Below are 26,927 nucleotides of genomic sequence, written 5' to 3' on the forward strand. Positions count from 1 at the left end.
GATCTGGCGATCGGGGCCGTCGTCCGACTGCCGTGACGGTTGCCGGCCGTGCGGGGGTCGGTGGATCGGTTGCGGGTCAGGCGTTGGGCGAGCTAGCATCTAAGTAAGATTCAATCTACGTAATATCGAACCAACCTTCTAATGGTGGGTTGAGGTGGGTGCTCATGGACTTCAAGGGCAGGGCAGCTGATCTCGACCTGCTGGCGCGTCAGCTGGGTCTTGTCTCCGAGGGGCGTGGTGCCACCAGGGGGCAGGCCGTGATCATGACGGGGCGCCGCAGGGTCGGGAAATCTCGCCTGGTTCAGGAGTTCTGTGACCGTTCGGCGCGGCCGTACGCGGTCTTCCAGGCCACCCGAGGGCGTAACCCGGTGGCCGAGCGTGCCGACTTCATCGCGGCTGTGGCGCAGTCCACTGTGCCGGGGGCGGAGCTGGTGTCGGGGCTGCAGCCCGCTGACTGGAACCAGGCACTTCGCTCCTTGGCCTTGGCCTTGCCCGACGACGTACCGAGCATCGCGGTGATCGATGAGGTGCCGTGGCTGGTGGAGCAGGACCGGGAGTTCGACGGCGCCCTGCAGACCGTCTGGGATCGTCAGCTGTCGGCCAAGCCGGTCCTGATGGTTCTCGTCGGCAGCGACATGTCGGTCATGGAGGCGTTGCAGTCCTACGGGCGGCCGTTCTTCGGCAGAGCGGCAAAGATGGTCGTGCAGCCGCTGAACCTCGCCGATGTGCAGGCCATGACCGATCTTCGCGCCGCTGAGGCGGTGGATGCGCTGTTGATCACCGGGGGGTTCCCGGAGATCGTCCAGTCCTGGCGGCCGGGTATGGGCCGCGCCGATTTTCTCGACGACGCCGTCTCGAATCCGCTGTCGCCGCTTCTGGTCGCGGGAGAGCTGTCACTCCTGGGTGAGTTTCCCGAGGCGTCCCACTCGCGGGCGGTACTGGAAGCGGTCGGCAGCGGCGAGCGCACCTTCAGTGCCATCGCGGCTCAGGCGGGGGGAAGGGGGGCGCTGCCCTCGGGCACGCTGTCGCCGCTGTTGAACACCCTGCAGGCCAAGCGGATCCTCGCCGCCGACCTTCCGCTGTCCACGAAGGCCGACACCAAGAACAAGCGCTACCGCATTGCCGACCCCTATCTGCGGTTCTGGCTCGCCTTCCTCCAACGGGCCATTCCGCTGATTGAACGCGGCCGCGGGGACCTGGCCCTGGCGCGCATCGAGAAGTCCTGGACCACTTGGCGCGGACGGGCCGTCGAACCCGTCATCAGAGAGTCGCTGATGCGACTGCTGCCCGATGACGTGTGGCCCGAGACGGAGACGGTCGGTGGTTGGTGGAACCGGCAGAACAATCCCGAGGTCGATCTGATCGGCGCCGACCGCGCACCCACTGCGGGCGCTCTGCACTTCGTCGGCTCGGTCAAGTGGCTGGAGAACCAGCCGTTCGGGCGGCGGGAGTACGACACCCTGGCCCGGGACCTGCTCGCAGTGCCCGGGGCCGTGCCGGACACCCCGTTGGTCGCGGTATCCCGCTGCGGAGTCGAGGGCGGGCTGCCGCTGGCGGCGCACTGGGGTCCCGAAGACCTGGTGCGTGCCTGGCAGTAGGGCGCACACCCCGGTCTTCACGGTGCGGGCCACGGCGTTCGCGATGCCGGTCAGGGCAGCCCGTCGGCTCCGCCCGACTCGGGGAAGCTCAGCTGCTGTCAGGGACGGATCGCCGCGTACGCCGCGAGCCACCCTGCTGCCAGTCGGTCCGCGCGGGTGAAGACGGCCGCCCCGATGCGGCCCGCCGACGGGTCGGACGAGTCGGCGGGCGGCGGGCGGCGGGAGCAGGGTGGTCTCCTCGCCGTCGCTGATGCGCAGGGTGGTAGTCGTGCCGTTCCACAGCCGCATCACCGAGCCGGGCGGGGCCGTCACCCGGAACGTGCCGTCTTCACAGAGGAGAGTGGCACCGGTGGCGCGCTCCGCGAGCAGAGCGCGGTAGCGGTCGGGAGGCAGAGCGCAGTCTCCTGGTGGCGTGGTGCCGCTCCAGTCGGGCGCGCCGATGCCGTGGTCGCGGGCCGCGCGCCACATGCGCGGGACGAGGCGGGGTGCGAGCGGAGCGGTGGCCATCCGCTCGCACATCCACAGCAGCCGTCCGGAGCCTCGGCCAGGTCCCAGAGTGCGCCAGCGAATACGTAGGGCGAGGTCCTCGGCAGCCACGGCCGCCCAGGGGTGGACCGTGCCGATGGGACCCTGCGCACCGAGCCAGGCCAGATAGCGCTGGGCCTCCTCCAGGATGCCCGTCATGGAGCCGACGGGGATGCCCAGAACGTAGGCGGGGCGGCCGCGGAAGAGGCGGGGGCGGTTCGCGACAAGCAGCAGGACCGCGCGGGCAAGATCACCGGCCTGCGGCTTCCGGTCGGGGTCCTCGTCCGCTGCCATGGGGCTGCCGGTCTGCTCGTCGGTGTCTTCGCCGTCTTCGTCTTCCATCTCGCGCAGTACGCGGCGCAGTGCAGTGCGGGCCCGGTCGGTGAAGGGCGCCTGTTCGAGTACGGGCAGGCGAGTGCTGAGGAAGGCTGCGAGCAGCCGCTCGGCGGCGAAGGGCTCTTCGGGTACGGGGGCCTCGCGCACCGCCGCGGCCAGCTCGTCGGCGAGGGTGGCGTCGACCATGAAGCGGCTGGTCAGCCGGCCCAACGGGCTCGGTCCGAGCCGACCCGCATCGACGTCGGCGCGCAGGCAGCCCGCCGCGGTGAGAAACCGCGCCGCCTCGTGCAGGGCCTCGACACTGTCGTCCCCCTGGTACGCGGCGAACGTACCCGCCCACCACTGTTCGGCCTGCTCAAGAGTGGCAAGGCGTTCCTGGACGGTCTCGGCAAGTAGGTGGTCGGGCAGATGATCGGCAAGGCGGGACCGGACGGTGTATCCGGCAGCGAGCCGGGCCTGCCAGTGTGCGCGTTCCGCCGGGTCGGCGAGGAGGAAGGCCCACCCCTCGCGTTCGCCGGCGCCGATGCGCCCCGCGCGCCCGAACATCTGCTGGACCATGGAGACTTCGATACGGTCCAGGCCGATGGTGGTGTCGCTGACGATCACCGCCCTGGCCGGGAGGTTGACGCCTGCGGCCACGGTCGAGGTGGCGACCAGCACATCCGCCTCGCGGGCGCGGAACGCCTGCTCCGCCTCACGCTTGTAGGGCCAGTCACGGTAGTGCAGCCGTACACCCGCCTTCGTGCACAGCCGCTCGACGAGTTCGGCGTCGTCCGCGTCGACCCCGGCCGTCGGCACACCCCGGTCGGCGGCCAGCGCCAGCGCACTCGCCCGCACGCGTCGCTTGCTGCCGCAGAAGACCAGGACACTGCCGCCGTCCGCGGTGACCTCGCGGGCGATCCGCGCAGCCGCCTCGGTACGGACGGCGGCCCGCGCCACCCAGTCCGCCTCGTCGACGGCGGGCAGATGAGGCAGCTGCCAGGCGAGACGGGTGGGCCGCCAGGCGGTACGCACCAGGCGGGCACCCAGCCAGTCGGCGACCTCGTCCGCGTTGGCGACCGTCGCGGACAGACCGACGATCCGCGTCGCCGCACTGTCCTCCCGTACGCGGGTCAGCACCGCCTCCAGGACGGCACCCCGCGCGGGGTCGCCGAGCAGGTGGATCTCGTCGACGACCAGGCATCCGACCTCCGCGAGTGCGTCACGCAGCGAACCCGCACGGCAGAGCGACTCGAACTTCTCCGTGGTGGCCACCCACACATCGGCCGACCTGATCAGCTCGGTGTCCACGACGGCCTCACCGGTCAGCCGCACCACCCGCAGACCGCGCCGCCGCCACAGCTCAAGATCCCGGTCGAGCTCGTCGGTCAGCGAGCGCTGCGGCACCAGCCACGCAGCCTTGCGACCGCGCGCATGCGCGTCGAGCGCCGCGACCATCCCGACCGGGGTCTTGCCCGTCGGCGGGGAGGGAGAGGACACGGAGGACACCGTCATAGATGTCGTGAGGGTCGATGCCCGCAGGGGAGTTGATCCTGTGGACGAGGGGCGGGATGGAAGTGGCCATGGACGGTGCTCCTGGAGATCAGGTGTTGGAGGTGAGCAGAACCTTGAGCGGGCGGCGGGCGTCTCGGCGGAGTGCGGAGAGCCCCTGCGGGAGGTCGAGCAGCGGGAACCGGTCTCGTGTCAGTGCGCCGGCCCATGCGCCGCCCCGCGCGATGAGACGGAGGGCGTCCCCGAAGTCGTCGCGGTCGTCCGCGCGGCAGTACGAGAAGGAGCCCCGGACGGTTATGGATCGGCGGAAGAGGGCACGGAGCGGCAGGGAGAGTGTGACGGGTGGGGCGTAGGCGTTCTGGACGACCACGGTCCCTCCGTCGCGGACGGACTCCACGGCCTGGAGAAGCGGGGAGTCGTCGTGTCCGGACGCGGCGTCGATCACCGCGTCGCAGGACGGGAGGTTCTTGTCGTGCACCATCACGCCGGAGCCGTCGAGAGCCTGGCTCAACTCCTCTCGTCGCGCGGCCGATCGAGCCGTGACGTGGACGTCCCAGCCGACGGATGCCGCGTACACAGCGGTACATATCCCGAGCGGCCCGGTCCCGATGACCCCCAGGCGGCCAGGTGACGTACGCAGTCGCAGTCCGCAGCGGACTCCGTGCAGGGCTACGGCCATGGGGTCGGCGAGGACGCCGTGTGCGGGGTCGGCCAGGCCGGCCGGGAGCCTGACGACGCTGGACACCGGCACTCTGACGGACTCCGCGAGGCCGCCGGGCAGATCCCAGCCGATGCGGCGGAGCCCTTGGCATAACTGGGTCCGGCCCTTGGCGCATTCGTGGCATGCGCGACAGCCCACGAGTGGGTTCACCACCACCCAGTCGCCGTTCCGGGGATCGACGCCCACGATCTCGTGCCCCGGGAACCATGGGTCGGGCGTGGGGCCGTGCCAGCCCGGGAGCAGCTTGGCGGTGTCGCTGCCGCACAGGGCCGTGTACCGCGTACGGATCAGCACTGTGTCGTGGGTGGGGGTGGCGGTATCGGCCGGAGCGGCGGTGCGCCGTAGTGTGCCGGCGCGGACCGCCCACGCGGTGGGCGTGTTCATCGAGACCGTCCCTCGCGCAGGGCGGCGGGGAGGGCTTCCACCGCCGGGAGCGTGGGGCCGTGCCACGGTGTCTCGCCGAAGGCGAGCCCGTGCGGGCCGCCTCGACGTACCACGCGGAGGGCCCGCATCCCCGAGCGCCGTGCGCCGGCCAACTCGTCGCCCCCGCCGTCACCGCAGTACACGATGGCTCGACCGGCGACACCGAGCTGGGTGAGTACCAAAGAGAAGAGGCGGGCGGACGGCTTTACCGCCCCCTCGCGGCAGCTGAACACCGACACCTCGAAGTACGACGAGAGGGGCGCCTCGGCCCATGACTCGGCGATGTCAGGCGACGCGTCGCTGAGCAGCGCCAGACGTGCTCCGGCACCTCGTAGAGCGCCCCCGAGTTCCTGCCGTACCTCCCCGCTGGATGCCGATCGGCGACGACCCCGAACTGTGCCCCGTCGGGCAGTGGTGGGACGTCATCCGCGTACCCGAGGACGTTGGTCGGCGCGCAGTACAACGGCTCCGCGTGGAGCGCGAAACCGTCGGGCCGGTCTTCCTCGGGGACGAGGGCCCCGGGCCGCGCATGTACTTCCTCACGCCGCTGGGAACGGCGGCCGTCTGGACGGAGCCGGGCACCATCGCCCTGGGTGCCTGATGCCACGTCATAGTGCCGCCCGCCACCGCCGTGACTCCGCCGGGGCCGCATTGGTACGCGCTGCCTCCCGGGCCCCGGCCGCTGACTGCCCCTGCCTTGCTGGCCAGGGCGATCGGCAAGGCCCGCCGGGATCACCGAGCGGCTACGGAAGGCGAGGGCGTGTGATGTCGCTGAGTATCTCGCTCCCTTCGGCCTGGAAGCCCGTTACAGCCGCCCCCGCGAAGAGCTCGCGCTACGGGTGACGGTCCCGGCACATCTGGTTGACGGACTGGTGGCCGTCGCCCGCGAGCTGGACCCATGGAACAAAAAATCGGGCGCCAGTACCGAAGTACTGACACCCGATCGTGGCACCCATGGGCGGAATACTCGTGGAAACCACCGATCCCGTTCCCATCTTGTGGGTGCCCCCGGCAGGATTCGAACCTGCGCACCCGGCTCCGGAGGGCCGTAAACGTCTCACGCGTCTTCGCAGGTCAAAGGCTTAGGTGACGGGTCGTCGGGTGCCTCGTCCCGCGTATGTCCTACGAAATGCGTTGTACGCCCCGAAATGTGAAGTGTCAGATCTTGATGGCGGTGATTCGGCTGCCACACAGTGCGGTGAGGTCTTCCGGATCGGAGGTGAGCACGGTGACAGGGCCGGGTGAGGCCAGGGCGGTCGCGCCGAGCATGGCGTCGATGGCGTACTTGTGGCCGTGCAGGCCGGCGTCGGCGAGGAGGGTGGAAGCGTGGCGAGCGATCGGCTCGGTGATCGGTTCGATGACAAGGCGGGAAAGGGTCCACTCCAGGGCTGGACGGTTGATGCGAGGGTGGGCCACTTCCACCAAGGTGGCGGCGGACGTGATCACGCGCAGGTCGTCGGTGCGGGCAAGGGTGAGCCAGGCAGTGACGGTGCGATCGCGCAGCACGGCCTTGGCCAGTCCTTCGCTGTCGAGGACGAGTGTGCCGCCCGGGACCGCAGGGGAGCGCGTCACGCCGCGTTCGCCTCATTGTGGGCCTGCTGCCGGCGCGCTTGGTGGAGTTGGTCGCGGAGGCCCTGGATCTCGTCCTCGGTGATGGGTCCGTGTTCGGCCTCGGCAACCTGGATGAGCTCGTTGAGGTTGTCGCGCTCGATCTGGCGGGCGACGGCGGCGGCCACGTAGGCGGACAGCCCCGACGGGCCGCTGCGGGCCTTGGCGGCTTCGGCGATGTCGCGGGGCATGGTGATCGAGTACTTACCGGTAGGCTCGCTCATACTATCCATCCTACCTGCGATCCTCCCGATGCTCGGGCGGAGCTGGAAAAGGGGGGATGGCCCCGCCCGTTTCAATGCGCGCTCGCGTCCCACGCATGTCCCGTAACGCGGGGCGTCGTGCGGCGGCCAACTGGTAGCGCTCCGCTTCGCCTCTGCCCCCGGCCGAGGCTCGTTGCGGGGCCGTATTCGTCGGCCTCCCCCGCGGTAGGGGGTGGATCAGCGAGCGGAGGCGCGGGACGTCGGGAGCCCACTCCCTATCGCGGGGGAGGCGGTTGGGCCATCGGCTCGCATGCGCGGAGTGCCAAGCGCCAGGGCAGAAAGGGATGTTGCTCGCGTCCCACGCATGTCCCACAGTGCAGGGCGACGTGGGACGGCCGACTGGTAGCGCTCCGCTTCGCCTCGGAAAACCGCAGGTCAGGGGTTGGTCGCGCGGTTCCTGAACGTAAAGTGCAACGGCCACTGGTCCGGCAGCGACCAACGGCATGAAAAAGACCCTCTGCCCAGCGTTTCCGCTGATCAGAGGGTCTATCCGGAAGTGCCCCCGGCAGGATTCGAACCTGCGCACCCGGCTCCGGAGGCCGATGCTCTATCCCCTGAGCTACGGGGGCGTGTCGCCGTACTGCTTGGCGACGAATGAAACACTACCAGCTTCTGGCGGGTGTCCGTGAACAGGTAATTCCGCGCGGTCACCGTCGCGCGTCGCCCCCGCGCCCCGGCGCCGCCGTGCCCCGCGCCGCCGGCCCGGTCGCGCGCCCGTCCGCAGGGCCGCCGTGTCGGCCATGTGCCGTCCGCCGGCCACCCGTCCGGGGCTGGACATGGGCAAAACCCGGACGCAGCCCCTACGCCCGACCTACCCTTTGAGTGTGTCAGGGGCGTGTGGTCGCGTGCTTGTTGTCGACGACAACAAGGTCATCCGGCAGTTGATCAGGGTCAATCTTGAGCTTGAGGGCTTCGAGGTCGTGACCGCGGCCGATGGTGTCGAGTGTCTGGATCTGGTGCATCAGGTCTGTCCGGATGTGATCACCCTTGATGTCGTCATGCCCCGGCTCGACGGTCTGCAGACCGCCACCCGGCTCCGTTCCGATCCCCGGACCAGCCATCTGCCTGTCGCGATCATCAGCGCCGGTACGCAGTACGACGTGGACAACGGCGTCGCCGCCGGGGTCGACGCCTTCCTGGCGAAGCCCTTCGAGCCGAGCGAGCTGGTGCGGCTCGTACGACAGTTGGTGAACAGGGAGGCCCCGCCGTCGATCGACGGCAGACACCGTGCCGGGAGGGCGGAGAGCGCCGCGGGCTGACCGCATGGCGAAACCGGGTCGCGAAAGGCCCCCCTCCCTCCCATACGCTTGTCCCGTGACCCCCGCCGATCTCTCCAGGACCGTGCTGCACGCCGTGCGCCGCGCGGTCGACGAGGACGTCCTGCGCGCGCCCGTGCCCGCGCGCGTGCGGGTGGAGAGGACCAGGCCCGGCGGGACCGGGGACTACGCCTGTGCCGTCGCACTGCAGTTGGCCGGGCCCGCCGCGCGTCCGGCCAGGGAAGTGGCCGAGATCCTGCGGGACCGGGTCGCCGGTGTGCCCGGGATCGGGCGGGTCGACGTCACCGGGCCCGGGTTCCTGAGCTTCACCCTCGACGCGTCGGCCGATGTCCGGGCGCGCGAGGCACTCGTACGTGAGGTGCTGGCGCGAGGGGCCCGGTACGGGCACGGGGACGCGCTCGCCGGAGACATCCTGCAGTTCAGCCACGCCCGCGAGGTCCGGGCGGCGGTCACCACCCACACGCTGCGCGCGATCGCGCGATCGCAGGGCGCACTGGTGCGTACCAGCTGCGACGGGACGCCCGACCCGGACTGGGCGCGGCTGGGTGTCCATGTCGACGCACAGGGGAAGCCGCCGACTCCGCTCACCGCCGTCCGGCCCGTTCCCGCCGGTGCCGGCGCGGGGGAGCTGCTGCGGCGGCTCGGTCCCGACGCCACCCGGTGGGGACTGCTGCGGCCGGCCGGGCACGACCACGCCCCGCTCGGTGCGGAGCTGCTCGTCCAGGGCGCCGGCAACCCGCTCTTCCTGGTCCGTTACGCCCACTCCCGGGTCTGCGCCCTCACCCGCGGCGCGGCCCTTCTCGGATTCACCGGGATGTACGACGAGGACGTCGACGCCCCCGCACTGCTGCGTACGCTGGCCGACTACCCCCAGGCTCTCGCCGCCGCCGCCCGTCACCGCGCGCCCGACCGGCTCACCTGGCAGCTCGAAGAGGTTGCGCACGCCTTCTTCGACTTCCACGACGCCTGCCCACCGCTGCCCAAGGGCGACGAGAAACCCTCGGCCGCCCACCGCTCCCGGCTGGCCGTTGCCGAAGCTGCCGGGACGGTGCTCGCAGGCGGCCTGTCCCTGCTCGGCATCAGCGCACCCGAAGTCCTCTGAGAGACCTGAGAGAGCAGAGCAACACCATGAGCCGATCCGCACACCCCGCCGGCCCCCGTCACGCCGACGTCCTGACCGAGGGCCACTACGCAGCCCCGCCCGCCGACCTCAACGTCCTCGACGAGAAGGTCTGGGCCCGCACCGTCTCCCGCAACGACGACGGCGTCGTCGCCGTCGGCGGGATCGAAGTGACCCGGCTGGCCGAGGAATTCGGGACGCCCGCCTACTTCCTCGACGAGAGCGACTTCCGCGCCCGCTGCCGCGCCTGGGCCGACGCCTTCGGGCGGGACGCCGATGTCTTCTACGCCGGAAAGGCGTTCCTGTCGCGGGCCGTCGTGCGCTGGATCCAGGAGGAGGGGCTCAACCTCGACGTCTGCTCCGGTGGTGAGCTGACCATCGCGCTCGACGCCGGGATGCCCGCCGAACGCATCGCCTTCCACGGCAACAACAAGACCGTCGCCGAGATCGAGCGCGCCATCGAGGCCGGAGTCGGGCGGATCGTGCTCGACTCGTTCCAGGAGATCGTCCGGGTCTCGCACGTCGCACAGCGGCTCGGCCGGCGGCAGCGCGTACAGATCCGGGTGACCGTCGGCGTCGAGGCGCACACCCACGAGTTCATCGCCACCGCGCACGAGGACCAGAAGTTCGGCATCGCGCTGGCCGGGGGAGAGGCCGCCGAGGCGGTCCGCCGGGCGCTCGCCCTCGACGGGCTCGAACTCATCGGCATCCACTCGCACATCGGCTCGCAGATCTTCGACATGGCCGGCTTCGAGGTCTCCGCCCGACGTGTGGTCCAGCTCCTCGCCGAGGTGCGCGACGAGCACGGCATCGAGCTGCCGGAGATCGACCTCGGCGGTGGTCTCGGCATCGCGTACACCTCCGACGACGACCCGCGCGAGCCGCACGAGATCGCCAAGGCGCTCGGCGACATCGTGACCCGCGAGTGCGAGGCGGCCGGGCTCGCCACCCCGCGGATCTCCGTCGAACCGGGGCGCGCCATCGTCGGACCCACCGCGTTCACGCTGTACGAGGTCGGCACCGTCAAGCACCTCGAAGGGCTCCGTACGTACGTCAGTGTCGACGGCGGCATGTCGGACAACATCCGCACCGCGCTGTACGACGCCGAGTACTCCGTCGCGCTCGTCTCCCGCCGCTCCGACGCCGAGCCCATGCTCGTCCGCGTCGTCGGCAAGCACTGCGAGAGCGGCGACATCGTGGTCAAGGACGCGTTCCTGCCGTCGGACCTCGCGCCCGGCGACCTGATCGCGGTGCCCGCCACCGGCGCCTACTGCCGCGCCATGGCGAGCAACTACAACCACGCGCTGCGCCCGCCCGTCGTCGCCGTGCGCGACGGAGAGGCGCGCGTGATCGTCCGGCGGGAGACGGAGGAAGATCTCCTGCGTCTCGATGTCGGCTGATGAAATATATGTCTCAGGATCCGGACGGGTGGCAGAAACGCCCGTCCGGTGAGTGAGACTGGTCCACACATGAGCATGTATGAGAAACGAGGTCGGATGATGCGTACGCGTCCGCTGAAGGTGGCGCTGCTGGGCTGTGGAGTGGTCGGCTCAGAGGTGGCGCGCATCATGACGACGCACGCCGACGACCTCGCCGCGCGCATCGGCGCGCCCGTGGAGCTCGCCGGTGTCGCCGTCCGCCGCCCTTCCAAGGTGCGCGAGGGCATCGACCCCGCACTCATCACCACCGATGCGACCGCCCTGGTCAAACGGGGCGACATCGACGTCGTCATCGAGGTCATCGGCGGCGTCGAGCCCGCCCGCACGCTCATCACCACCGCCTTCGAGCACGGCGCGAGCGTCGTCTCCGCCAACAAGGCACTGCTCGCCGAGGACGGCGCCGCACTGCACGCCGCCGCCGAGCAGCACGGCCGGGACCTCTACTACGAGGCAGCCGTCGCCGGCGCCATTCCGCTCGTACGGCCGCTGCGCGAGTCCCTCGCCGGCGACAAGGTCAACCGGGTGCTCGGCATCGTCAACGGCACGACCAACTTCATCCTCGACAAGATGGACACCAGCGGCGCCGGCTACTCCGAGGCGCTCGACGAGGCCACCGCCCTCGGGTACGCCGAGGCCGACCCGACCGCCGATGTCGAGGGCTTCGACGCCGCCGCCAAGGCCGCGATCCTTGCCGGGATCGCCTTCCACACCCGGGTGAAGATCGGTGAGGTGCACCGCGAGGGCATCACCGAGGTCACCGCCGCCGACATCGCCTCGGCCCGCCGCATGGGCTGCACCGTCAAGCTCCTCGCCATCTGCGAGCGGGCCGCCGACGGACAGTCCGTCACCGCGCGCGTGCACCCCGCGATGATCCCGCTCAGCCACCCGCTGGCCTCCGTCCGCGAGGCGTACAACGCGGTCTTCGTCGAGGCCGAGGCCGCCGGGCAGCTGATGTTCTACGGCCCCGGCGCCGGTGGCTCGCCGACCGCCTCCGCGGTCCTCGGCGACCTGGTCGCGGTCTGCCGCAACAAGCTCGGCGAGGCCACCGGCCCCGGAGAGTCCGCGTACACGCGTCTGCCGGTCAGCCCCATGGGCGAGGTCGTCACGCGGTACCACATCAGCCTCGACGTGGCCGACAAGCCTGGCGTACTCGCCCAGGTCGCGACGGTCTTCGCCGAACAGGGCGTATCCATCGATACGGTCCGCCAGCAAGGCCGAAATTCAGGCAGCGGCGACGAAGTCGCCATCGAGCAGGGTGGCGGCGGGCGACGGGCGGGCGGAGGCGGCGAGGCATCCCTCGTCGTCGTCACCCACCGCGCGCCCGACGCCGCCCTCTCGGCGACCGTCGAGGCGCTGCGCAAGCTCGGCACCGTGCGCGGTGTCGCCAGCATCATGCGTGTTGAAGGGGAGTAAGGACCCATGACCACCAAGGGCACCCACCAGTGGCGCGGCATCATCGAGGAGTACCGGGACCGCCTTCCGGTCACGAGCACGACGCCGGTCGTCACGCTTCGTGAGGGTGGTACGCCGCTCGTTCCCGCTCAGGTCCTCTCCGAGCGTACGGGCTGCGAGGTGCACCTCAAGGTGGAGGGCGCCAACCCCACCGGGTCCTTCAAGGACCGCGGGATGACGATGGCGATCACCCGGGCCAAGGGGGAGGGCGCGCAGGCCGTGATCTGCGCCTCCACCGGCAACACCTCCGCCTCCGCCGCCGCGTACGCGGTGCGGGCCGGCATGGTCTGCGCCGTCCTCGTGCCGCAGGGCAAGATCGCGCTCGGCAAGATGGGCCAGGCGCTCGTCCACGGTGCCAAGATCCTGCAGGTCGACGGCAACTTCGACGACTGCCTGACGCTGGCCCGCTCGCTCTCGGACAACTACCCGGTGGCTCTGGTCAATTCGGTCAACCCGGTCCGGATCGAGGGCCAGAAGACCGCGGCGTTCGAGATTGTCGACGCGCTCGGCGACGCCCCGGACATCCACGTCCTGCCGGTCGGCAACGCGGGCAACATCACCGCGTACTGGAAGGGTTACACGGAGTACGCGACGGACGCGATGTCCACGCACAAGCCGCGCATGTGGGGCTTCCAGGCCTCCGGCTCCGCGCCCATCGTCCGCGGCGAGATCGTCAAGGACCCGTCGACCATCGCCACCGCGATCCGGATCGGCAACCCGGCCTCCTGGCAGTACGCGCTGGCCGCGCGGGACGAGTCGGGCGGCTTCATCGACGAGGTCACGGACCGTCAGATCCTGGCCGCCTACCGGCTGTTGGCCTCCCAGGAGGGCGTCTTTGTCGAGCCCGCCTCGGCCGCGTCGGTCGCCGGTCTGCTCAAGGCCGCCGAAGAGGGCAAGGTCGACCCGGGCCAGAAGATCGTCTGCACCGTCACCGGCAACGGCCTGAAGGATCCCGACTGGGCCGTCGCAGGTGCCCCGCAGCCGGTCACCGTACCGGTCGACGCGGCCACCGCCGCGGAGAAGCTGGGGCTCGCGTAACCGGAACAACAGCAGCTCAACCGCCCTTTTTCGGGGCGGAGAGCGCATGGGAGGCGTGCGACACGCATCGTGCGCCTCCTGTGCGCCCTATGTCGCGACAGAACCTTCCTTCGATAAGCTGTATCCACCCTGCCACGCCGCACCTGCCGCGGTGCTGCCGTCGTGGCCATTGGGTTCTCCACAGGCTTACGAAAGATCCACCGCCACAATCCCCGCCGCAACACATCCCCGCTGCCTCACAAGGAGAGTCGTCGAAGCGATGGCCGGTCCCGCCTTCCGAGCCGCCGCCGTCCGGGTGCGCGTCCCCGCTACCAGCGCCAACCTGGGCCCGGGTTTTGACGCCCTCGGCCTGTCGCTGGGGCTCTACGACGACGTCGTCGTCCGCGTCGCCGACTCCGGCCTGCACATCGACATCGCCGGCGAGGGTGCCGACACCCTGCCGCGCGACGAGAGTCACCTCCTCGTGCGCTCCCTGCGCACCGCCTTCGACCTGCTCGGCGGACAGCCCCGCGGCCTGGAGATCGTCTGCGCCAACCGCATCCCGCACGGGCGCGGCCTCGGCTCCTCCTCCGCCGCCATCTGTGCCGGCATCGTCGCGGCCCGCGCCGTGACCATCGGCGGCGACGCCCGGCTCGACGACGCGGCCCTGCTGGAGCTCGCCACCGAGATCGAGGGCCACCCCGACAACGTCGCCGCATGCCTGCTCGGCGGCTTCACGCTGGCCTGGATGGACGGCGGATCTGCCCGGGCGATCAGGATGGATCCCTCTGATTCCATCGTTCCGGTGGTTTTCGTCCCCGGCAAGCCGGTGCTCACCGAGACCGCCCGCGGACTGCTGCCGCGCACCGTCCCACACGTCGACGCCGCGTTCAACGCAGGCCGTGCGGCGCTCCTCGTCGAGGCCATGACCCGGCGCCCGGAGCTGCTGCTCGCCGCGACCGAGGACCGACTGCACCAGGAATATCGCGCCCCGGCGATGCCGGAAAGCGTGGAACTTGTCAACCGACTGCGCGCCGACGGCGTCCCTGCAGTCATCTCCGGCGCCGGGCCGACCGTGCTCGCGCTGGCCGAGGACGGTGCGGCCGACAAGGTCGCACGGCTGGCGGGCGAGGGATGGGCGGCCAACCGGCTCACTCTCGACGCCTCGGGTGCGAGTGTGCTGCCGCTCGCCCCGTAGCGAGAAGTGATTGCCGGTGAGTGAGCGAGAAGCGAGAAGTGATTGCCGGTGAGTGAGAGGGGGAATGTTTGTTGGAGCCGGTAGTGTTAACCTCAAGTCTGCAACCGACGTCTATGTGGCGCGTTGCTTCGTGTCCCTTTCCGGGGCCACCATTTCTTCCGAGAGCCTCCCCAACTGCCTGAGCAGCCTGCCTGAGCAGTTTCGAGCACGCTCCGGAACCGGCACGACACCCCTCGCTTGTCCAGGAGTGGGCCGAGCAGGGGGATGCTCGCGCCGGACCCTTGCACATTCATCTCTCCGCCGTACCCGGCGGACCACCGCCCCGGCACGGTCCGCAAGATCAAAAGACCGCAGTCGGACAGCACAACCGGTCGCCGAGCCAGAAGGCCGACGTCCGCTCCAGGGAAGGACCCTTCGTGAGCGACACCACCGATCTGATGGGCGTGACTGCCGACAAGACTGTCGACAGCGCCGCGCCCGCCGAAGGTGCTGCCACTGGCACCACCGCACGGCGCCGCCGCTCCGGCACCGGCCTCGATGGCATGGTCCTGGCCGAGCTGCAGCAGGTCGCGTCCGGCCTCGGCATCAAGGGCACTGCGCGGATGCGCAAGAGCCAGCTGATCGAGGTCATCAAGGAGACGCAGGCCGGCAGTGCTGCGCCCAAGGCCGCTGCCGCGCCCGCCGAGACCAAGCCCAAGCGGCGCGCCACCTCCAAGTCGCGCACCGGGGACGAGTCCGCCGCCGCGCCCGCCGAGAAGGCCACGGCTCAGCAGCAGATCGACATCCCCGGCCAGCCGGCCAGTGACGACCAGCCCGCGGGCGAGCGTCGTCGGCGCCGTGCGACCGCGCAGGCGGGCAGCCCGGAAACCAAGGCGGAGCCCAAGGCCGAGGCCAAGGTGGAGACGCCGGCCGAGCCGAAGAGCGAGGACCGCTCCGAGGCGAAGGCCGAAGCCGCCGTGGACACCGCCGAGGGCCGCCGGGGCGACCGTGGTCAGCGCGGTGAGCGCGGCGACCGCGGTGAGCGCGGCGACCGCGGTGAGCGTGGCGACCGTGGCGACCGCGGCGACCGCCGTGACCGTCAGCGCGACCGCCGTGGCAAGGGCGACGAGCAGGGCGGTGGCCAGGGTCAGCAGGGCGGCCAGCGCCAGCAGCGCCAGGGCCAGGGCCAGGGCCAGAGCCAGGGCCAGCAGGGTGGCGGCGGCCCGCAGGATGACGGTTACGACGACGAGGCAGGTGGCCGTCGCGGCCGCCGTGGCCGCTACCGCGACCGCCGTGGCCGTCGTGGCCGCGACGACTTCGCGAGCGATGCACCGCCGGTCACCGACGACGACGTCCTGATCCCCGTCGCGGGCATCCTGGACATCCTCGACAACTACGCGTTCATCCGGACCTCCGGCTACCTGCCGGGCCCGAACGACGTGTACGTCTCGCTCGCCCAGGTCCGCAAGAACGGCCTGCGCAAGGGTGACCACGTCACGGGTGCGGTGCGCCAGCCCAAGGACGGCGAGCGCCGCGAGAAGTTCAACGCGCTCGTCCGCCTCGACTCCGTCAACGGAATGGCGCCCGAATCCGGCCGCGGCCGCCCGGAGTTCCAGAAGCTGACCCCGCTCTACCCGCAGGACCGGCTCCGTCTGGAGACCGACTCCAACGTCCTGACGACGCGGATCATCGACCTGGTCGCTCCCATCGGCAAGGGCCAGCGAGGCCTGATCGTGGCCCCGCCGAAGACCGGCAAGACCATGATCCTGCAGGCGATCGCCAACGCGATCACCGTCAACAGCCCCGAGTGCCACCTGATGGTCGTCCTGGTCGACGAGCGTCCGGAAGAGGTCACCGACATGCAGCGGTCGGTGAAGGGCGAGGTCATCTCCTCGACCTTCGACCGTCCCGCCGAGGACCACACCACCGTCGCCGAGCTGGCCATCGAGCGCGCCAAGCGTCTCGTCGAGCTGGGTCACGACGTGGTCGTCCTGCTGGACTCGATCACCCGCCTCGGCCGCGCGTACAACCTCGCGGCCCCGGCATCCGGCCGCATCCTGTCCGGTGGTGTCGACTCGACCGCGCTGTATCCGCCGAAGCGCTTCTTCGGTGCCGCGCGCAACATCGAGGACGGCGGCTCGCTGACCATCCTGGCCACCGCGCTCGTCGAGACCGGCTCGCGCATGGACGAGGTGATCTTCGAGGAGTTCAAGGGCACCGGCAACATGGAGCTCAAGCTCGACCGGAAGCTCTCGGACAAGCGCATCTTCCCGGCGGTGGACGTCGACGCGTCCAGCACCCGTAAGGAAGAAATCCTGCTCGGCAGCGACGAGTTGGCGATTGTCTGGAAGCTGCGCCGGGTGCTCCACGCGCTCGACCAGCAGCAGGCGATCGAGCTGCTCCTGGACCGGATGAAGAAGACCCAGTCCAACGCGGAGTTCCTGCTCCAGATCCAGAAGACGACGCCCGCCCCGGGCAACGGCAACGACTGACCTCGTACCGTCCCGGCAGTCCTGGACCGCCGGTCGTCAAAAGGGCCGACCCCGCCACTTCGGTGACGGGGTCGGCCCTTTTTCCGGTGTTTCGCTCGAACCGCCCGATCCGAGACCTTCGCCACACGGCGACCGTTCCGCCCCCCGCGCCCGAATTGGCTGTAACAGGCAAGAAACCGCAGGTGGGCGCGGGGTCACCGGCTGTTCACCGGGGCTGCGTGCGGGTTCCGTCCTCATGCGGGCATCACAGGTCGCTGTGCAACCCTTCTCCGAGTCACGGCGTCGTACGAAGTGGCGACAGAGCGACACAACCAGTGCCCGAACACCACAGCAAGGGGTAGCCGGGAGCAAGCGAGGATCGAGGGAGACGGATGACCGGGCAGAGCGGGAGCAGCACCCGAATACGCGCCACCGGCAAGCGCCGGAGGAAGCCGTCCCGCCGCCGCAGGGCCACGGTCATAGCTGCCTGGACCGCGGCCGGTGTGGTCGTCGTCGGCGGTGCGGGGCTGGGATACGCGTACATGAAGCTCAACGGCAATCTCAAGGCCGTCGACATCAACGCCGCGCTCGGCAAGAACCGCCCCGTCGACGTCGACAACGGCTCGCAGGACATTCTCGTCCTCGGCTCCGACTCCCGCTCCGGCGCGAACTCCGCGTACGGCGTGGACGAAGGCACCGCCCGCTCGGACACCGCGATGGTCGTGCACGTCAACAAGGGCCACAAGACGGCAAGCGTCGTCTCCATCCCGCGCGACACCCTCGTCACCCGCCCCGACTGCACGAGCGACACCACCGGCGAGACGGTCGCGGGCCAGCAGCGCGCGATGTTCAACACGGCGTACGAGGTCGGCGGACCGGCCTGCGCGGTCAAGACCGTCGAGTCGATGTCCGGCATCCGCATGGACCACTACGTCGAGGTCGACTTCACCGGCTTCAAGAAGCTCATCGACCAGCTCGGCGGCGTCAAGATCACCACCACGCAGGCGATCGACGACTCCAAGAGCCATCTGCATCTGCAGCCCGGCACCCACACTCTCGACGGGGAGCAGTCGCTCGGCCTGGTCCGCACCCGCAAGAGCGTCGGCGACGGCAGCGACCTCGGCCGCATCCAGCTCCAGCAGGCGTTCATCAAGGCGCTGATGGAACAGGCGAAGAGCGTCGGGGTGTTCTCGAACCCGAAGACTCTGTTCGACCTCGCGGACACGGCGACGAAGGCCGTCACCACCGACTCCGACCTGGGTTCGGTCCCGAAGCTCACCGGCTTCGCCACCGGTCTCAAGGGGCTCAGTTCGAAGAACGTCACCATGGTGACGATGCCCGTGCAGTACGACCCGGCCGACCCGAACCGCGTCGTACCGTTGGAGGAGTCCGCGCAGCAGGTGTGGACCGCCCTCAAGCACGACAAGCCGATCCCGGCCTCCGCCACCGAGAAGTCGGCGGGCGACAAGGGCGAGGCCGGCAAGGTCGTCCAGTAGACCTTTGTCATATCAGTAACAGGACAGTCATGATGTGTTCCCGAACGGTCGGGAATAGTTGCGGCCCGACCCCGGTTTTGGGAGATACGGCCGGTCCTGGCAGACTGGTACGTCGGCCCCGGTTCACGGATGCGCAAATCCGCGCGTGCGACCCGGCGCCCTCCCGAACCTAGGAGACACCCTTGAAGCGCGACATTCACCCCGAGTACGTCGAGACGCAGGTCAGCTGCACCTGTGGCGCGTCGTTCACCACCCGGAGCACCATCGGCGGCGGCAACATCCGCGCCGACGTCTGCTCCGAGTGCCACCCGTTCTACACGGGCAAGCAGAAGATCCTCGACACCGGTGGCCGTGTGGCCCGCTTCGAGGCCCGCTTCGGCAAGGCTGCAGGCTCCGCCAACAAGTAGCGAGCTCTTGCGCCGGTCCTTGGCGCCCTCTTCCCGGGGGCGCCGGGGCCGGCGTTTTTTTCCGGCCGGGTGTACGGGGTCTCCCCGCAGCCCGCCCGGACAGCACGACGCCGTTCAGCAGGCATAACGAGTAACGAAAACCAGGAGCCCCCGATGTTCGAGGCGGTCGAGGAACTGATCGGCGAACAGGCCGATCTTGAGAAGAAGCTCGCGGATCCCGCGGTCCACGCCGACCAGGCCAACGCGCGCAAGCTCAACAAGCGCTACGCCGAGCTGACCCCGATCGTCGGTGCGTACCGCTCCTGGAAGCAGACCGGTGACGACATCGAAACCGCCCGCGAGCTCGCCGCGGACGACCCCGAGTTCGCCGCCGAGGTCAAGGACCTGGAGAAGCAGCGCGAGGAGCTCACCGAGAAGCTCCGCCTCCTCCTGGTGCCGCGCGACCCCAGTGACGACAAGGACGTGCTCCTGGAGATCAAGGCAGGCGCGGGCGGCGACGAGTCCGCCCTCTTCGCCGGCGATCTGCTGCGCATGTATCTGCGCTACGCCGAGCGAGTCGGCTGGAAGACCGAGATCATCGACTCCACCGAGTCCGAGCTCGGCGGCTACAAGGACGTCCAGGTCGCGGTGAAGACCAAGGGCGGTAACGGTGCCACCGAGCCCGGCCAGGGCGTGTGGGCCCGGCTGAAGTACGAGGGCGGGGTGCACCGCGTGCAGCGCGTGCCGTCCACCGAGTCGCAGGGCCGCATCCACACCTCCGCCGCCGGTGTGCTCGTCACGCCCGAGGCGGAGGAGGTCGACGTCGAGATCCACGCCAACGATCTCCGTATCGACGTCTACCGCTCCTCGGGCCCCGGCGGCCAGTCCGTCAACACCACGGACTCCGCCGTCCGCATCACGCACCTGCCGACCGGTGTCGTCGCCTCCTGCCAGAACGAGAAGAGCCAGCTCCAGAACAAGGAGCAGGCGATGCGTATCCTGCGTTCGCGGCTGCTTGCCGCGGCCCAGGAAGCGGCCGAGCAGGAAGCCTCGGACGTCCGGCGCAGCCAGGTGCGTACCGTCGACCGTTCCGAGAAGATCCGTACGTACAACTTCCCGGAAAACCGGATCTCGGACCACCGCGTCGGCTTCAAGGCGTACAACTTGGACCAGGTGCTCGACGGGGAGCTGGACACCCTGATCCAGGCCTGTGTCGACGCCGACTCCGCCGCCAAGCTCGCCGCCGCATAAGAACGCCCGCCCCGCCCGTAAACCCGTACGGAGAACCGCGATGAACCTGCTGCTCGCCGAGGTGGCCCAGGCCACCCAGCGGCTGGCCGACGCCGGTGTACCCTCGCCGCGATTCGACGCGGAGGAACTCGCCGCGTTCGTGCACGGCGTCAAGCGGGGCGAGCTGCACCAGGTGCCGGACGAGGACTTCGACGCCCGGTACTGGGAGACCATCGCCCGCCGAGAAGCCCGCGAACCGCTCCAGCACATCACCGGCCGCGCCTTCTTCCGCTACCTGGAGCTCCAGGTCGGCCCCGGCGTCTTCGTGCCCCGCCCGGAGACCGAGTCGGTCGTCGGCTGGGCGATAGACGCCGTCCGCGCGATGGATGTCGTCGAGCCGCTGATCGTCGACCTCTGCACGGGCTCGGGCGCCATCGCCCTCGCCATGGCCCAGGAGGTGCCGCGCTCGCGCGTGCACGCCGTGGAGCTCTCCGAGGACGCCCTCAGATGGACGCGGAAGAACGCCGAGGGGTCTCGGGTCACCGTGCACCGCGGAGACGCTCTGACGGCCCTTCCCGAGCTCGACGGCCAGGTCGACCTGGTCATCTCCAACCCGCCGTACATCCCCCTCACCGAGTGGGAGTACGTGGCACCCGAGGCCCGTGACCACGATCCGGAGATGGCGCTCTTCTCCGGCGAGGACGGCCTCGACACCATCCGCGGCCTTGAACGCACCGCGCACCGCCTGCTGCGCCCGGGTGGCCTCGTCGTCATCGAGCACGCCGACACCCAGGGCGGCCAGGTGCCGTGGATCTTCACCGAGGAGCGGGGCTGGGCCGACGCGGCCGACCACCCCGATCTGAACCGACGGCCCCGGTTCGCGACGGCCCGCAAGGCCATGCCGTGACCGGCGCCCCGCACCCGCACGACCCGTACCCGCCATACCCGTACATGCTTGAGGAGGCCGGCTGATGGCACGGCGATACGACTGCAACGACGCGACCGACCGTACGACGGGTCTGCGTGAAGCCGCGTCCGCCGTCCGCCGCGGAGAGCTGGTCGTGCTGCCCACCGACACCGTGTACGGGATCGGTGCCGACGCCTTCAGTTCCGAGGGCGTCGCCGACCTGCTCGACGCCAAGGGCCGCGGCCGCAACATGCCGACCCCTGTCCTGATCGGTTCCCCGAACACCCTGCACGGCCTCGTCACGGACTTCTCCGAGCAGGCCTGGGAGCTCGTCGACGCCTTCTGGCCGGGAGCCCTCACGCTCGTCGCCAAGCACCAGCCCTCGCTCCAGTGGGACCTCGGCGACACCCGCGGCACCGTCGCCATCCGGATGCCGCTGCACCCGGTCGCCATCGAACTGCTCACCGAGGTCGGCCCGATGGCCGTCTCCAGCGCCAACCTCACCGGACACCCGGCTCCCGAGGACTGCGACGCCGCCCAGGAGATGCTCGGTGACGCCGTCTCCGTCTACCTCGACGGCGGCCCGACGCCCGGCATCGTGCCGTCCTCGATCGTCGACGTCACCGGCAAGGTCCCGGTCCTGCTGCGGGCCGGAGCCCTCTCCGTCGAGGAACTCCGCAAGGTGGTACCGGACCTCGAGGTGGCCAATTGACCGCCCCTGAGGGGCGTGGCATAGCGGGGCGGACCGACACCTTCCGCATCCTCCACGTCAGCACCGGCAACGTCTGCCGCTCGCCGATCACCGAGCGGCTGACCCGCCATGCCCTGGTGGACCGGCTCGGCGACTCGCTCAGCGGCGGCCTGATCGTGGAGAGCGCGGGCACCTGGGGGCACGAAGGCGCCCCGATGGAAGCCAACGCCGAGATCGTCCTCGCCGACTTCGGCGCCGATGCCACCGGCTTCGTCGGCCGCGAGCTCCTCGACGAGCACGTGATCCGCGCCGACCTCGTCCTGACCGCCACCCGGGACCACCGCGCCCAGGTGATCTCGATGGGTCACTCGGCCGGCCTGAGGACGTTCACGCTCAAGGAATTCACCCGGCTGGTCCGGGCCATAGACCCTGCGACGCTGCCCGACCCGCGCGACGAGGGCGTCGTCGAACGCGCCCGTGCGCTGGTCCGTGCGGCCGCCGCGCTGCGCGGCTGGCTGCTGGCCCCCACTGCCGAGGCGGACGAGGTCTACGACCCGTACGGCGCCCCGATCACGTTCTTCCGTTCCATCGGCGACGAGATCAACCAGGCGCTCGACCCGGTGGTCACCGCACTGACGGGCGTACCGGCCCCGCACTGACGCGCCCGGGCAGCGGGCGGGCGCACGCGTACCGGCCTACATTGGATCCGACGCCAACGCATCCCCCTCCCCAGGCCCGGAGCCGTCAGATGTCGGTCACCACTCCCGCCGCACCCTCCTCCGCCCCCGTCACCGCCCTGCCGCAGGACTTCGGCGCCCTGCTCCGGGGAGACCCGGAAATCGCCGACGTGCTGCTGGGGGAGCTACACCGGCAGTCGAGCACGCTGCAGCTGATCGCCGCCGAGAACTTCACCTCCCCCGCGGTCCTCGCCGCCCTCGGCTCGCCGCTCGCCAACAAGTACGCCGAGGGCTACCCCGGCGCCCGCCATCACGGCGGCTGCGAGCTGGCCGACGCCGCCGAACTCATCGCCGTCCAGCGGGCCACTGCGCTCTTCAGCGCCGAGCACGCGAACGTTCAGTCGCACTCCGGCTCCTCGGCCGTCCTGGCGGCGTACGCGGCCCTGCTGCGCCCCGGCGACACGGTGCTCGCGATGGGACTCCCGTACGGCGGACATCTGACCCATGGCTCGCCCGCCAACTTCTCCGGCCGATGGTTCGAGTTCGTCGGGTACGGGGTCGACTCGGAGAGCGGCCTGATCGACTACGAGCAGGTGCGCACCCTGGCCCGGGCACACCGGCCCAAGGCGATCGTCAGCGGCTCGATCTCGTACCCCCGCCATCCCGACTACGAGACGTTCCGCGAGATCGCCGACGAGGTCGGCGCGTATCTGATCGCCGACGCCGCGCACCCGATGGGGCTGATCGCCGGGGGAGCGGCGCCCAGTCCCGTCCCGTACGCCGACGTGGTGTGTGCCACCACGCACAAGGTGCTGCGCGGTCCGCGCGGCGGCATGATCCTGTGCGGATCGGAGCTGGCCGAGCGGATCGACCGGGCGGTCTTCCCGTTCACCCAGGGCGGCGCGCAGATGCACACGGTCGCGGCGAAGGCGGTCGCGTTCGGCGAGGCGGCAACACCGGCGTTCACCGTGTACGCCCATCAGGTGGTGGCACACGCCCGGGTTCTGGCGGCCGGTCTGGAGGCCGAGGGGTTCGAGGTGACCACCGGCGGCACGGACACCCACCTGATCGTCGCGGACCCGGCGCCACTGGGCGTCGACGGCCGCACCGCCCGCGAACGGCTCGCGGCGGCGGGCATGGTGCTGGACACCTGCGCGCTGCCTTACGGGGACGCCCGGGGCATCAGGCTCGGCACTGCCGCGGTCACCACCCAGGGCATGAACGACACCGACATGGCGCGGCTCGCGGTGCTCTTCGGGGCTGCGGTACGTGAGGAAGGCGACGTCCGCGCCGAGGTGAGGGAACTGGCCGGGAAATATCCTCCCTATCCGGGGTAGACGCGGTCCATGCAACCATCACCCGTACCTCCGTGTCCTCAACCATGAGGCCGACGTAGTTAAGGTGTGGGCTGAGATGGCCGGCGATATCTGTGGGGCAGCCCGTGCGTGACTACTTGCTGACACTCTGTGTCACGGCCGCGGTGACCTATCTGCTCACCGGCCCGGTGCGGAAGTTCGCCATCGCGGTCGGGGCGATGCCCGCGATCCGTGCGCGTGACGTCCACCGAGAACCGACACCGAGGCTCGGTGGCATCGCCATGTTCGGCGGGCTGTGCGCCGGACTGATCGTCGCGGCCCATCTGTACAACCTCGACGGTGTGTTCCAGCTCTCCAGCGAACCGCGGGCGCTGCTCTCCGGCGCCGCGCTGATCTGGCTGATCGGCGTCCTCGACGACAAGTTCGAGATTGATGCGCTGATCAAGCTCGGCGGGCAGATGATCGCCGCCGCGGTCATGGTCATCCAGGGGCTGACGATCCTGTGGCTGCCGATCCCCGGCATCGGCACGGTCGCGCTCACCCAGTGGCAGGGCACGCTGCTCACCGTCGCGCTGGTCGTCATCACGATCAACGCGGTCAACTTCGTCGACGGCCTGGACGGTCTGGCGGCCGGCATGGTGTGCATCGCCTCGGCCGCGTTCTTCCTCTACACGTACCGGCTCTGGTACGGGCACATGATCGAGGCGGCCGCCCCTGCGACGCTCTTCACAGCGATCCTGATGGGCATGTGCCTCGGCTTCCTGCCGCACAACATGCATCCCGCCCGGATCTTCATGGGTGACTCCGGCTCGATGCTGATCGGTCTCGTGCTGGCCGCCGGTGCGATTTCTGTCACGGGGCAGGTCGACCCGGACGCGATGAAGCTCTTCGCGGGCAGTGAGCGCGAGGCCACGCATGCGATGCTGCCGGTCTTCATTCCGCTGCTGCTGCCGCTGACGATCATCGCGATCCCGGCCGCGGACCTGGTGCTGGCGATCGTCCGGCGCACCTGGAACGGTCAGTCGCCGTTCGCCGCGGACCGCGGCCATCTGCACCACCGGCTGCTGGAGATCGGCCATTCGCACAGCAGGGCCGTGCTGATCATGTACTTCTGGTCGGCCCTGATCGCCTTCGGTGCGGTCGGCTACTCCGTGCACTCGGCGTCGCTGTGGATCGTGCTGGTGGTCATGGGGCTGAGCGCGGTGGGTCTGGTCCTGCTGCTGATGCCCCGCTTCACACCGCGCGCCCCGCGCTGGGCGGAGCGCTTCGTGCCGCCCCGCTACCGCCGCTGGGACCAGCGGGGCTCCGGAGCCGCGTCCTCAGCCGCGCACGAGGCACAACAGGAGCCCCGGGAACCGCAAATGGGGCAGGACGAGCACGAGCCGCGGGAGCCGGCACACGTCGTCGTCGGTGTCTCCGGCGTCAACGGAGCGACCGCGATCGGACCCCGTTCGCGTTCTTCGGAAATTCGTAAGGCTGATTCCACCCGCTGACGATTCGGGCATCAAGGGGCAATACCAGACAAGATGTCGAGTTGCCTTGCTCACGCGCGCGGATTAACTCTCATGTGTGACAGCAAGCACACTTTCTTAGTAAAGACCTCATCAAATAGTTTGTGATACCGTTCACTAAGCCCGACGACACAGCCGAAGGACCCCAGTGAGGCGGTCCTTTGGCCCGAGGCGTCGACTCGGACCGGGCCTACGCTCGTCCATGACGACACACTGCCAACCCCCTGCAAGCGGAGCTGCCGCCATGCCGTCCAACGACGTCCGGACTCTCCTTCAAACCGCCGTACCCACCGCTGTCGCCGGTGCTGTTGCCGCCGCGATCAGTGGTGGCGTGGCCGGCGGCAAGGGAGCCCTGGGCGCGGTCGTCGCGACGATCGTGGTGATTCTCTTCATGGGGATCGGGCTCGTGGTCCTGCAGCGGACCGCCAAGTCCTTCCCTCAGCTGTTCCAGGCAATGGGACTGATGCTCTACACGGCACAGCTCCTGCTGCTGTTCATCTTCGTCGCGGCCTTCAAGAACACCACGTTGTTCAACCCGAAGGCCTTTGCGATCACGTTGGTCGCGACCACACTCGTGTGGATCGCCGCACAAGCGCGCGCACACATGAAGGCCAAGATCCTTTACGTCGAACCCGAGTCCGACAAGGGTGAAAAGCCCAAGAACACGGGGTCGAAGTCGTGAAGGGTAGGGGCGGGATAAGCGCGGGTTCACGACCCTGCTATCGTCCGGTTCCAACTGCGGCACTGCGGGCGCGGGCATGTGAGCTGACGCCTGTTCGATCGCGAGGCTCAATGCCTGACCGCCGCCCACACATCCGTTACACCAGTCCAGTGCCGAACCGCGGCTGCGCGCCGCGCCGACACAACGAGGTTGCCGTACCTATGCGCCACGCTGAAGGAGCCCGCGGTGAGTGCTGACCCGACACAGGTGCTCGCCTTCGAGACCGATTGCCACATCTTCTCCGGTTGTGGTTTCCCGGCACCCGGCTTGCACTCGTTCCTGTTCGAGCCCCTCTGGGGTGATGCGGACAGCAACCTGTACTTCAACAAGACGATGCTGCTGGCGCTGCTCGGCTCGATCGTCATCGTCGGCTTCTTCTGGGCGGCTTTCGCCAGGCCGAAGCTCGTTCCGGGCAAGCTGCAGATGGTGGCCGAGGCCGGCTACGACTTCGTACGCCGAGGTGTCGTCTACGAGACGATCGGCAAGCGCGAGGGCGAGAAGTACGTCCCGCTTGTGGTCACCCTGTTCTTCTTCGTCTGGATGATGAACCTCTGGTCCATCATCCCGGTCGCCCAGTTCCCCGTGACGGCGATCATCTCCTACCCGGCCGTGCTTGCGGGGATCGTGTACATCTTGTGGGTCTCCCTGACCTTCAAGAAGCACGGTTTCGTCGGAGCCTTCAAGAACTTCACGGGCTACGACAAGAGCCTCGGCAGCGTCCTGCCGCTCTCGATGACCATCGAGCTCTTCTCGAACCTGCTCGTCAGGCCGTTCACCCACGCCGTCCGGCTCTTTGCCAACATGTTCGCGGGCCACACCCTGCTGCTGCTCTTCACCATCGCCAGCTGGTACTTGCTCAACGGCATCGGCATCGCCTACGCGGGTGTCTCGTTCGTGATGGTCATCGTGATGACCGCCTTCGAGCTCTTCATCCAGGCTGTCCAGGCCTATGTGTTCATCCTGCTGACCTGCAGCTACATCCAGGGCGCTCTCGCCAAGGGCCACTGAGCACCCCACCTCCTGAAGCACCCGGTGGCCAACCCCCACCGGACCAAGAAAGAGAAGGAAGAACCG

Annotated in this window: 23 protein-coding genes, 1 tRNA gene and 1 pseudogene; 19 read left to right on the forward strand and 6 right to left on the reverse strand. The window is 69.6% G+C overall.

The window, feature by feature from the left end; genetic code table 11:
- Positions 1-164 precede the first annotated feature (164 nt).
- On the forward strand, positions 165-1,598 hold the full coding sequence (locus ACWD6R_RS05435; protein WP_451817512.1) for an ATP-binding protein: 1,434 nt from the start codon (positions 165-167) through the stop codon (positions 1,596-1,598).
- Between the two features lie 98 nt (positions 1,599-1,696).
- Here ACWD6R_RS05435 and ACWD6R_RS05440 read toward each other — a convergent pair.
- The 3 genes and pseudogenes from ACWD6R_RS05440 to ACWD6R_RS05450 form a co-directional block, all read right to left on the reverse strand.
- Positions 1,697-3,914 (reverse strand): annotated as a pseudogene (locus tag ACWD6R_RS05440) (DEAD/DEAH box helicase); the annotation flags it as partial.
- Between the two features lie 127 nt (positions 3,915-4,041).
- Positions 4,042-5,055 carry a zinc-dependent alcohol dehydrogenase gene (locus ACWD6R_RS05445; protein ID WP_451817513.1) on the reverse strand — a complete coding sequence of 338 codons (1,014 nt, stop codon included), beginning with the start codon at positions 5,053-5,055 and terminating at the stop codon, positions 4,042-4,044.
- The gene (locus ACWD6R_RS05450; protein ID WP_451817594.1) at positions 5,052-5,408 is read right to left on the reverse strand and encodes an HAD family hydrolase; all 357 of its coding nucleotides are present in this window, start codon (positions 5,406-5,408) and stop codon (positions 5,052-5,054) included. The genes ACWD6R_RS05445 and ACWD6R_RS05450 overlap by 4 nt, the downstream gene beginning before the upstream one ends.
- A 56-nt stretch (positions 5,409-5,464) precedes the next feature.
- Here ACWD6R_RS05450 and ACWD6R_RS05455 point away from each other — a divergent pair, with 56 nt between their 5' ends.
- Entirely contained in the window at positions 5,465-5,695 is a 231-nt protein-coding gene (locus ACWD6R_RS05455) for a hypothetical protein (RefSeq protein WP_451817514.1), read from the forward strand.
- A gap of 557 nt (positions 5,696-6,252) precedes the next feature.
- Here the strand turns inward: ACWD6R_RS05455 and ACWD6R_RS05460 are convergent.
- The 3 genes from ACWD6R_RS05460 to ACWD6R_RS05470 all read right to left on the reverse strand — a co-directional run bounded on the left by ACWD6R_RS05460 (position 6,253) and on the right by ACWD6R_RS05470 (position 7,534).
- Entirely contained in the window at positions 6,253-6,666 is a 414-nt protein-coding gene (locus ACWD6R_RS05460) for a type II toxin-antitoxin system VapC family toxin (protein ID WP_451817515.1), read from the reverse strand.
- Positions 6,663-6,926: a CopG family transcriptional regulator gene (locus ACWD6R_RS05465; RefSeq protein WP_451817516.1), complete on the reverse strand. Its 264-nt coding sequence runs from the start codon at positions 6,924-6,926 to the stop codon at positions 6,663-6,665. Before ACWD6R_RS05465 ends, ACWD6R_RS05460 begins: the two co-directional genes overlap by 4 nt.
- Positions 6,927-7,462: 536 nt before the next feature.
- A tRNA-Arg gene (locus tag ACWD6R_RS05470) sits at positions 7,463-7,534 on the reverse strand.
- Between the two features lie 207 nt (positions 7,535-7,741).
- Here ACWD6R_RS05470 and ACWD6R_RS05475 point away from each other — a divergent pair.
- The 17 genes from ACWD6R_RS05475 (at position 7,742) to atpB (ending at position 26,861) form a co-directional block, all read left to right on the forward strand.
- Positions 7,742-8,224 (forward strand): response regulator, encoded by a 483-nt coding sequence (locus tag ACWD6R_RS05475; RefSeq protein WP_451817517.1) that lies wholly within the window; start codon positions 7,742-7,744, stop codon positions 8,222-8,224.
- Positions 8,225-8,279: 55 nt separating this feature from the next.
- Complete coding sequence (nrtL, locus tag ACWD6R_RS05480) at positions 8,280-9,344, forward strand: ArgS-related anticodon-binding protein NrtL (protein WP_451817518.1); 1,065 nt, start codon at positions 8,280-8,282, stop codon at positions 9,342-9,344.
- 26 nt (positions 9,345-9,370) lie between these two features.
- Entirely contained in the window at positions 9,371-10,762 is a 1,392-nt protein-coding gene (gene lysA, locus ACWD6R_RS05485; RefSeq protein ID WP_451817519.1) for a diaminopimelate decarboxylase, read from the forward strand.
- Between the two features lie 96 nt (positions 10,763-10,858).
- Entirely contained in the window at positions 10,859-12,214 is a 1,356-nt protein-coding gene (locus ACWD6R_RS05490; RefSeq protein ID WP_451817520.1) for a homoserine dehydrogenase, read from the forward strand.
- A gap of 6 nt (positions 12,215-12,220) precedes the next feature.
- Positions 12,221-13,291, forward strand: coding sequence for a threonine synthase (gene thrC, locus ACWD6R_RS05495; protein WP_451817521.1), 1,071 nt, complete (start codon positions 12,221-12,223; stop codon positions 13,289-13,291).
- A gap of 259 nt (positions 13,292-13,550) precedes the next feature.
- Positions 13,551-14,468: a homoserine kinase gene (gene thrB, locus ACWD6R_RS05500; protein WP_406515178.1), complete on the forward strand. Its 918-nt coding sequence runs from the start codon at positions 13,551-13,553 to the stop codon at positions 14,466-14,468.
- A 416-nt stretch (positions 14,469-14,884) separates the two neighbouring features.
- Positions 14,885-16,939, forward strand: a complete 2,055-nt coding sequence (gene rho, locus ACWD6R_RS05505; protein ID WP_451817522.1) for a transcription termination factor Rho — start codon at positions 14,885-14,887, stop codon at positions 16,937-16,939.
- Positions 16,940-17,310: 371 nt separating this feature from the next.
- On the forward strand, positions 17,311-18,414 hold the full coding sequence (locus ACWD6R_RS05510) for an LCP family protein (protein ID WP_451817523.1): 1,104 nt from the start codon (positions 17,311-17,313) through the stop codon (positions 18,412-18,414).
- Positions 18,415-18,596: 182 nt separating this feature from the next.
- Entirely contained in the window at positions 18,597-18,821 is a 225-nt protein-coding gene (gene rpmE, locus ACWD6R_RS05515; protein ID WP_451817524.1) for a 50S ribosomal protein L31, read from the forward strand.
- A gap of 153 nt (positions 18,822-18,974) precedes the next feature.
- On the forward strand, positions 18,975-20,051 hold the full coding sequence (gene prfA, locus ACWD6R_RS05520; protein WP_451817525.1) for a peptide chain release factor 1: 1,077 nt from the start codon (positions 18,975-18,977) through the stop codon (positions 20,049-20,051).
- A gap of 40 nt (positions 20,052-20,091) precedes the next feature.
- Positions 20,092-20,937, forward strand: a complete 846-nt coding sequence (gene prmC, locus ACWD6R_RS05525) for a peptide chain release factor N(5)-glutamine methyltransferase (RefSeq protein WP_406422066.1) — start codon at positions 20,092-20,094, stop codon at positions 20,935-20,937.
- Between the two features lie 64 nt (positions 20,938-21,001).
- Positions 21,002-21,649: an L-threonylcarbamoyladenylate synthase gene (locus tag ACWD6R_RS05530; protein ID WP_451817526.1), complete on the forward strand. Its 648-nt coding sequence runs from the start codon at positions 21,002-21,004 to the stop codon at positions 21,647-21,649.
- Complete coding sequence (locus ACWD6R_RS05535; protein WP_359105659.1) at positions 21,646-22,287, forward strand: arsenate reductase/protein-tyrosine-phosphatase family protein; 642 nt, start codon at positions 21,646-21,648, stop codon at positions 22,285-22,287. Before ACWD6R_RS05530 ends, ACWD6R_RS05535 begins: the two co-directional genes overlap by 4 nt.
- 89 nt (positions 22,288-22,376) lie before the next feature.
- Entirely contained in the window at positions 22,377-23,642 is a 1,266-nt protein-coding gene (locus tag ACWD6R_RS05540) for a serine hydroxymethyltransferase (RefSeq protein ID WP_451817527.1), read from the forward strand.
- A gap of 92 nt (positions 23,643-23,734) precedes the next feature.
- On the forward strand, positions 23,735-25,114 hold the full coding sequence (locus ACWD6R_RS05545; protein ID WP_451817528.1) for an MraY family glycosyltransferase: 1,380 nt from the start codon (positions 23,735-23,737) through the stop codon (positions 25,112-25,114).
- Positions 25,115-25,376: 262 nt separating this feature from the next.
- Positions 25,377-25,814, forward strand: a complete 438-nt coding sequence (locus ACWD6R_RS05550; protein ID WP_451817529.1) for a hypothetical protein — start codon at positions 25,377-25,379, stop codon at positions 25,812-25,814.
- 225 nt (positions 25,815-26,039) lie between these two features.
- Positions 26,040-26,861 (forward strand): F0F1 ATP synthase subunit A, encoded by an 822-nt coding sequence (gene atpB / locus ACWD6R_RS05555; RefSeq protein WP_451817530.1) that lies wholly within the window; start codon positions 26,040-26,042, stop codon positions 26,859-26,861.
- Positions 26,862-26,927 lie beyond the last annotated feature (66 nt).

This window comes from Streptomyces sp. NPDC005151, assembly GCF_053599875.1.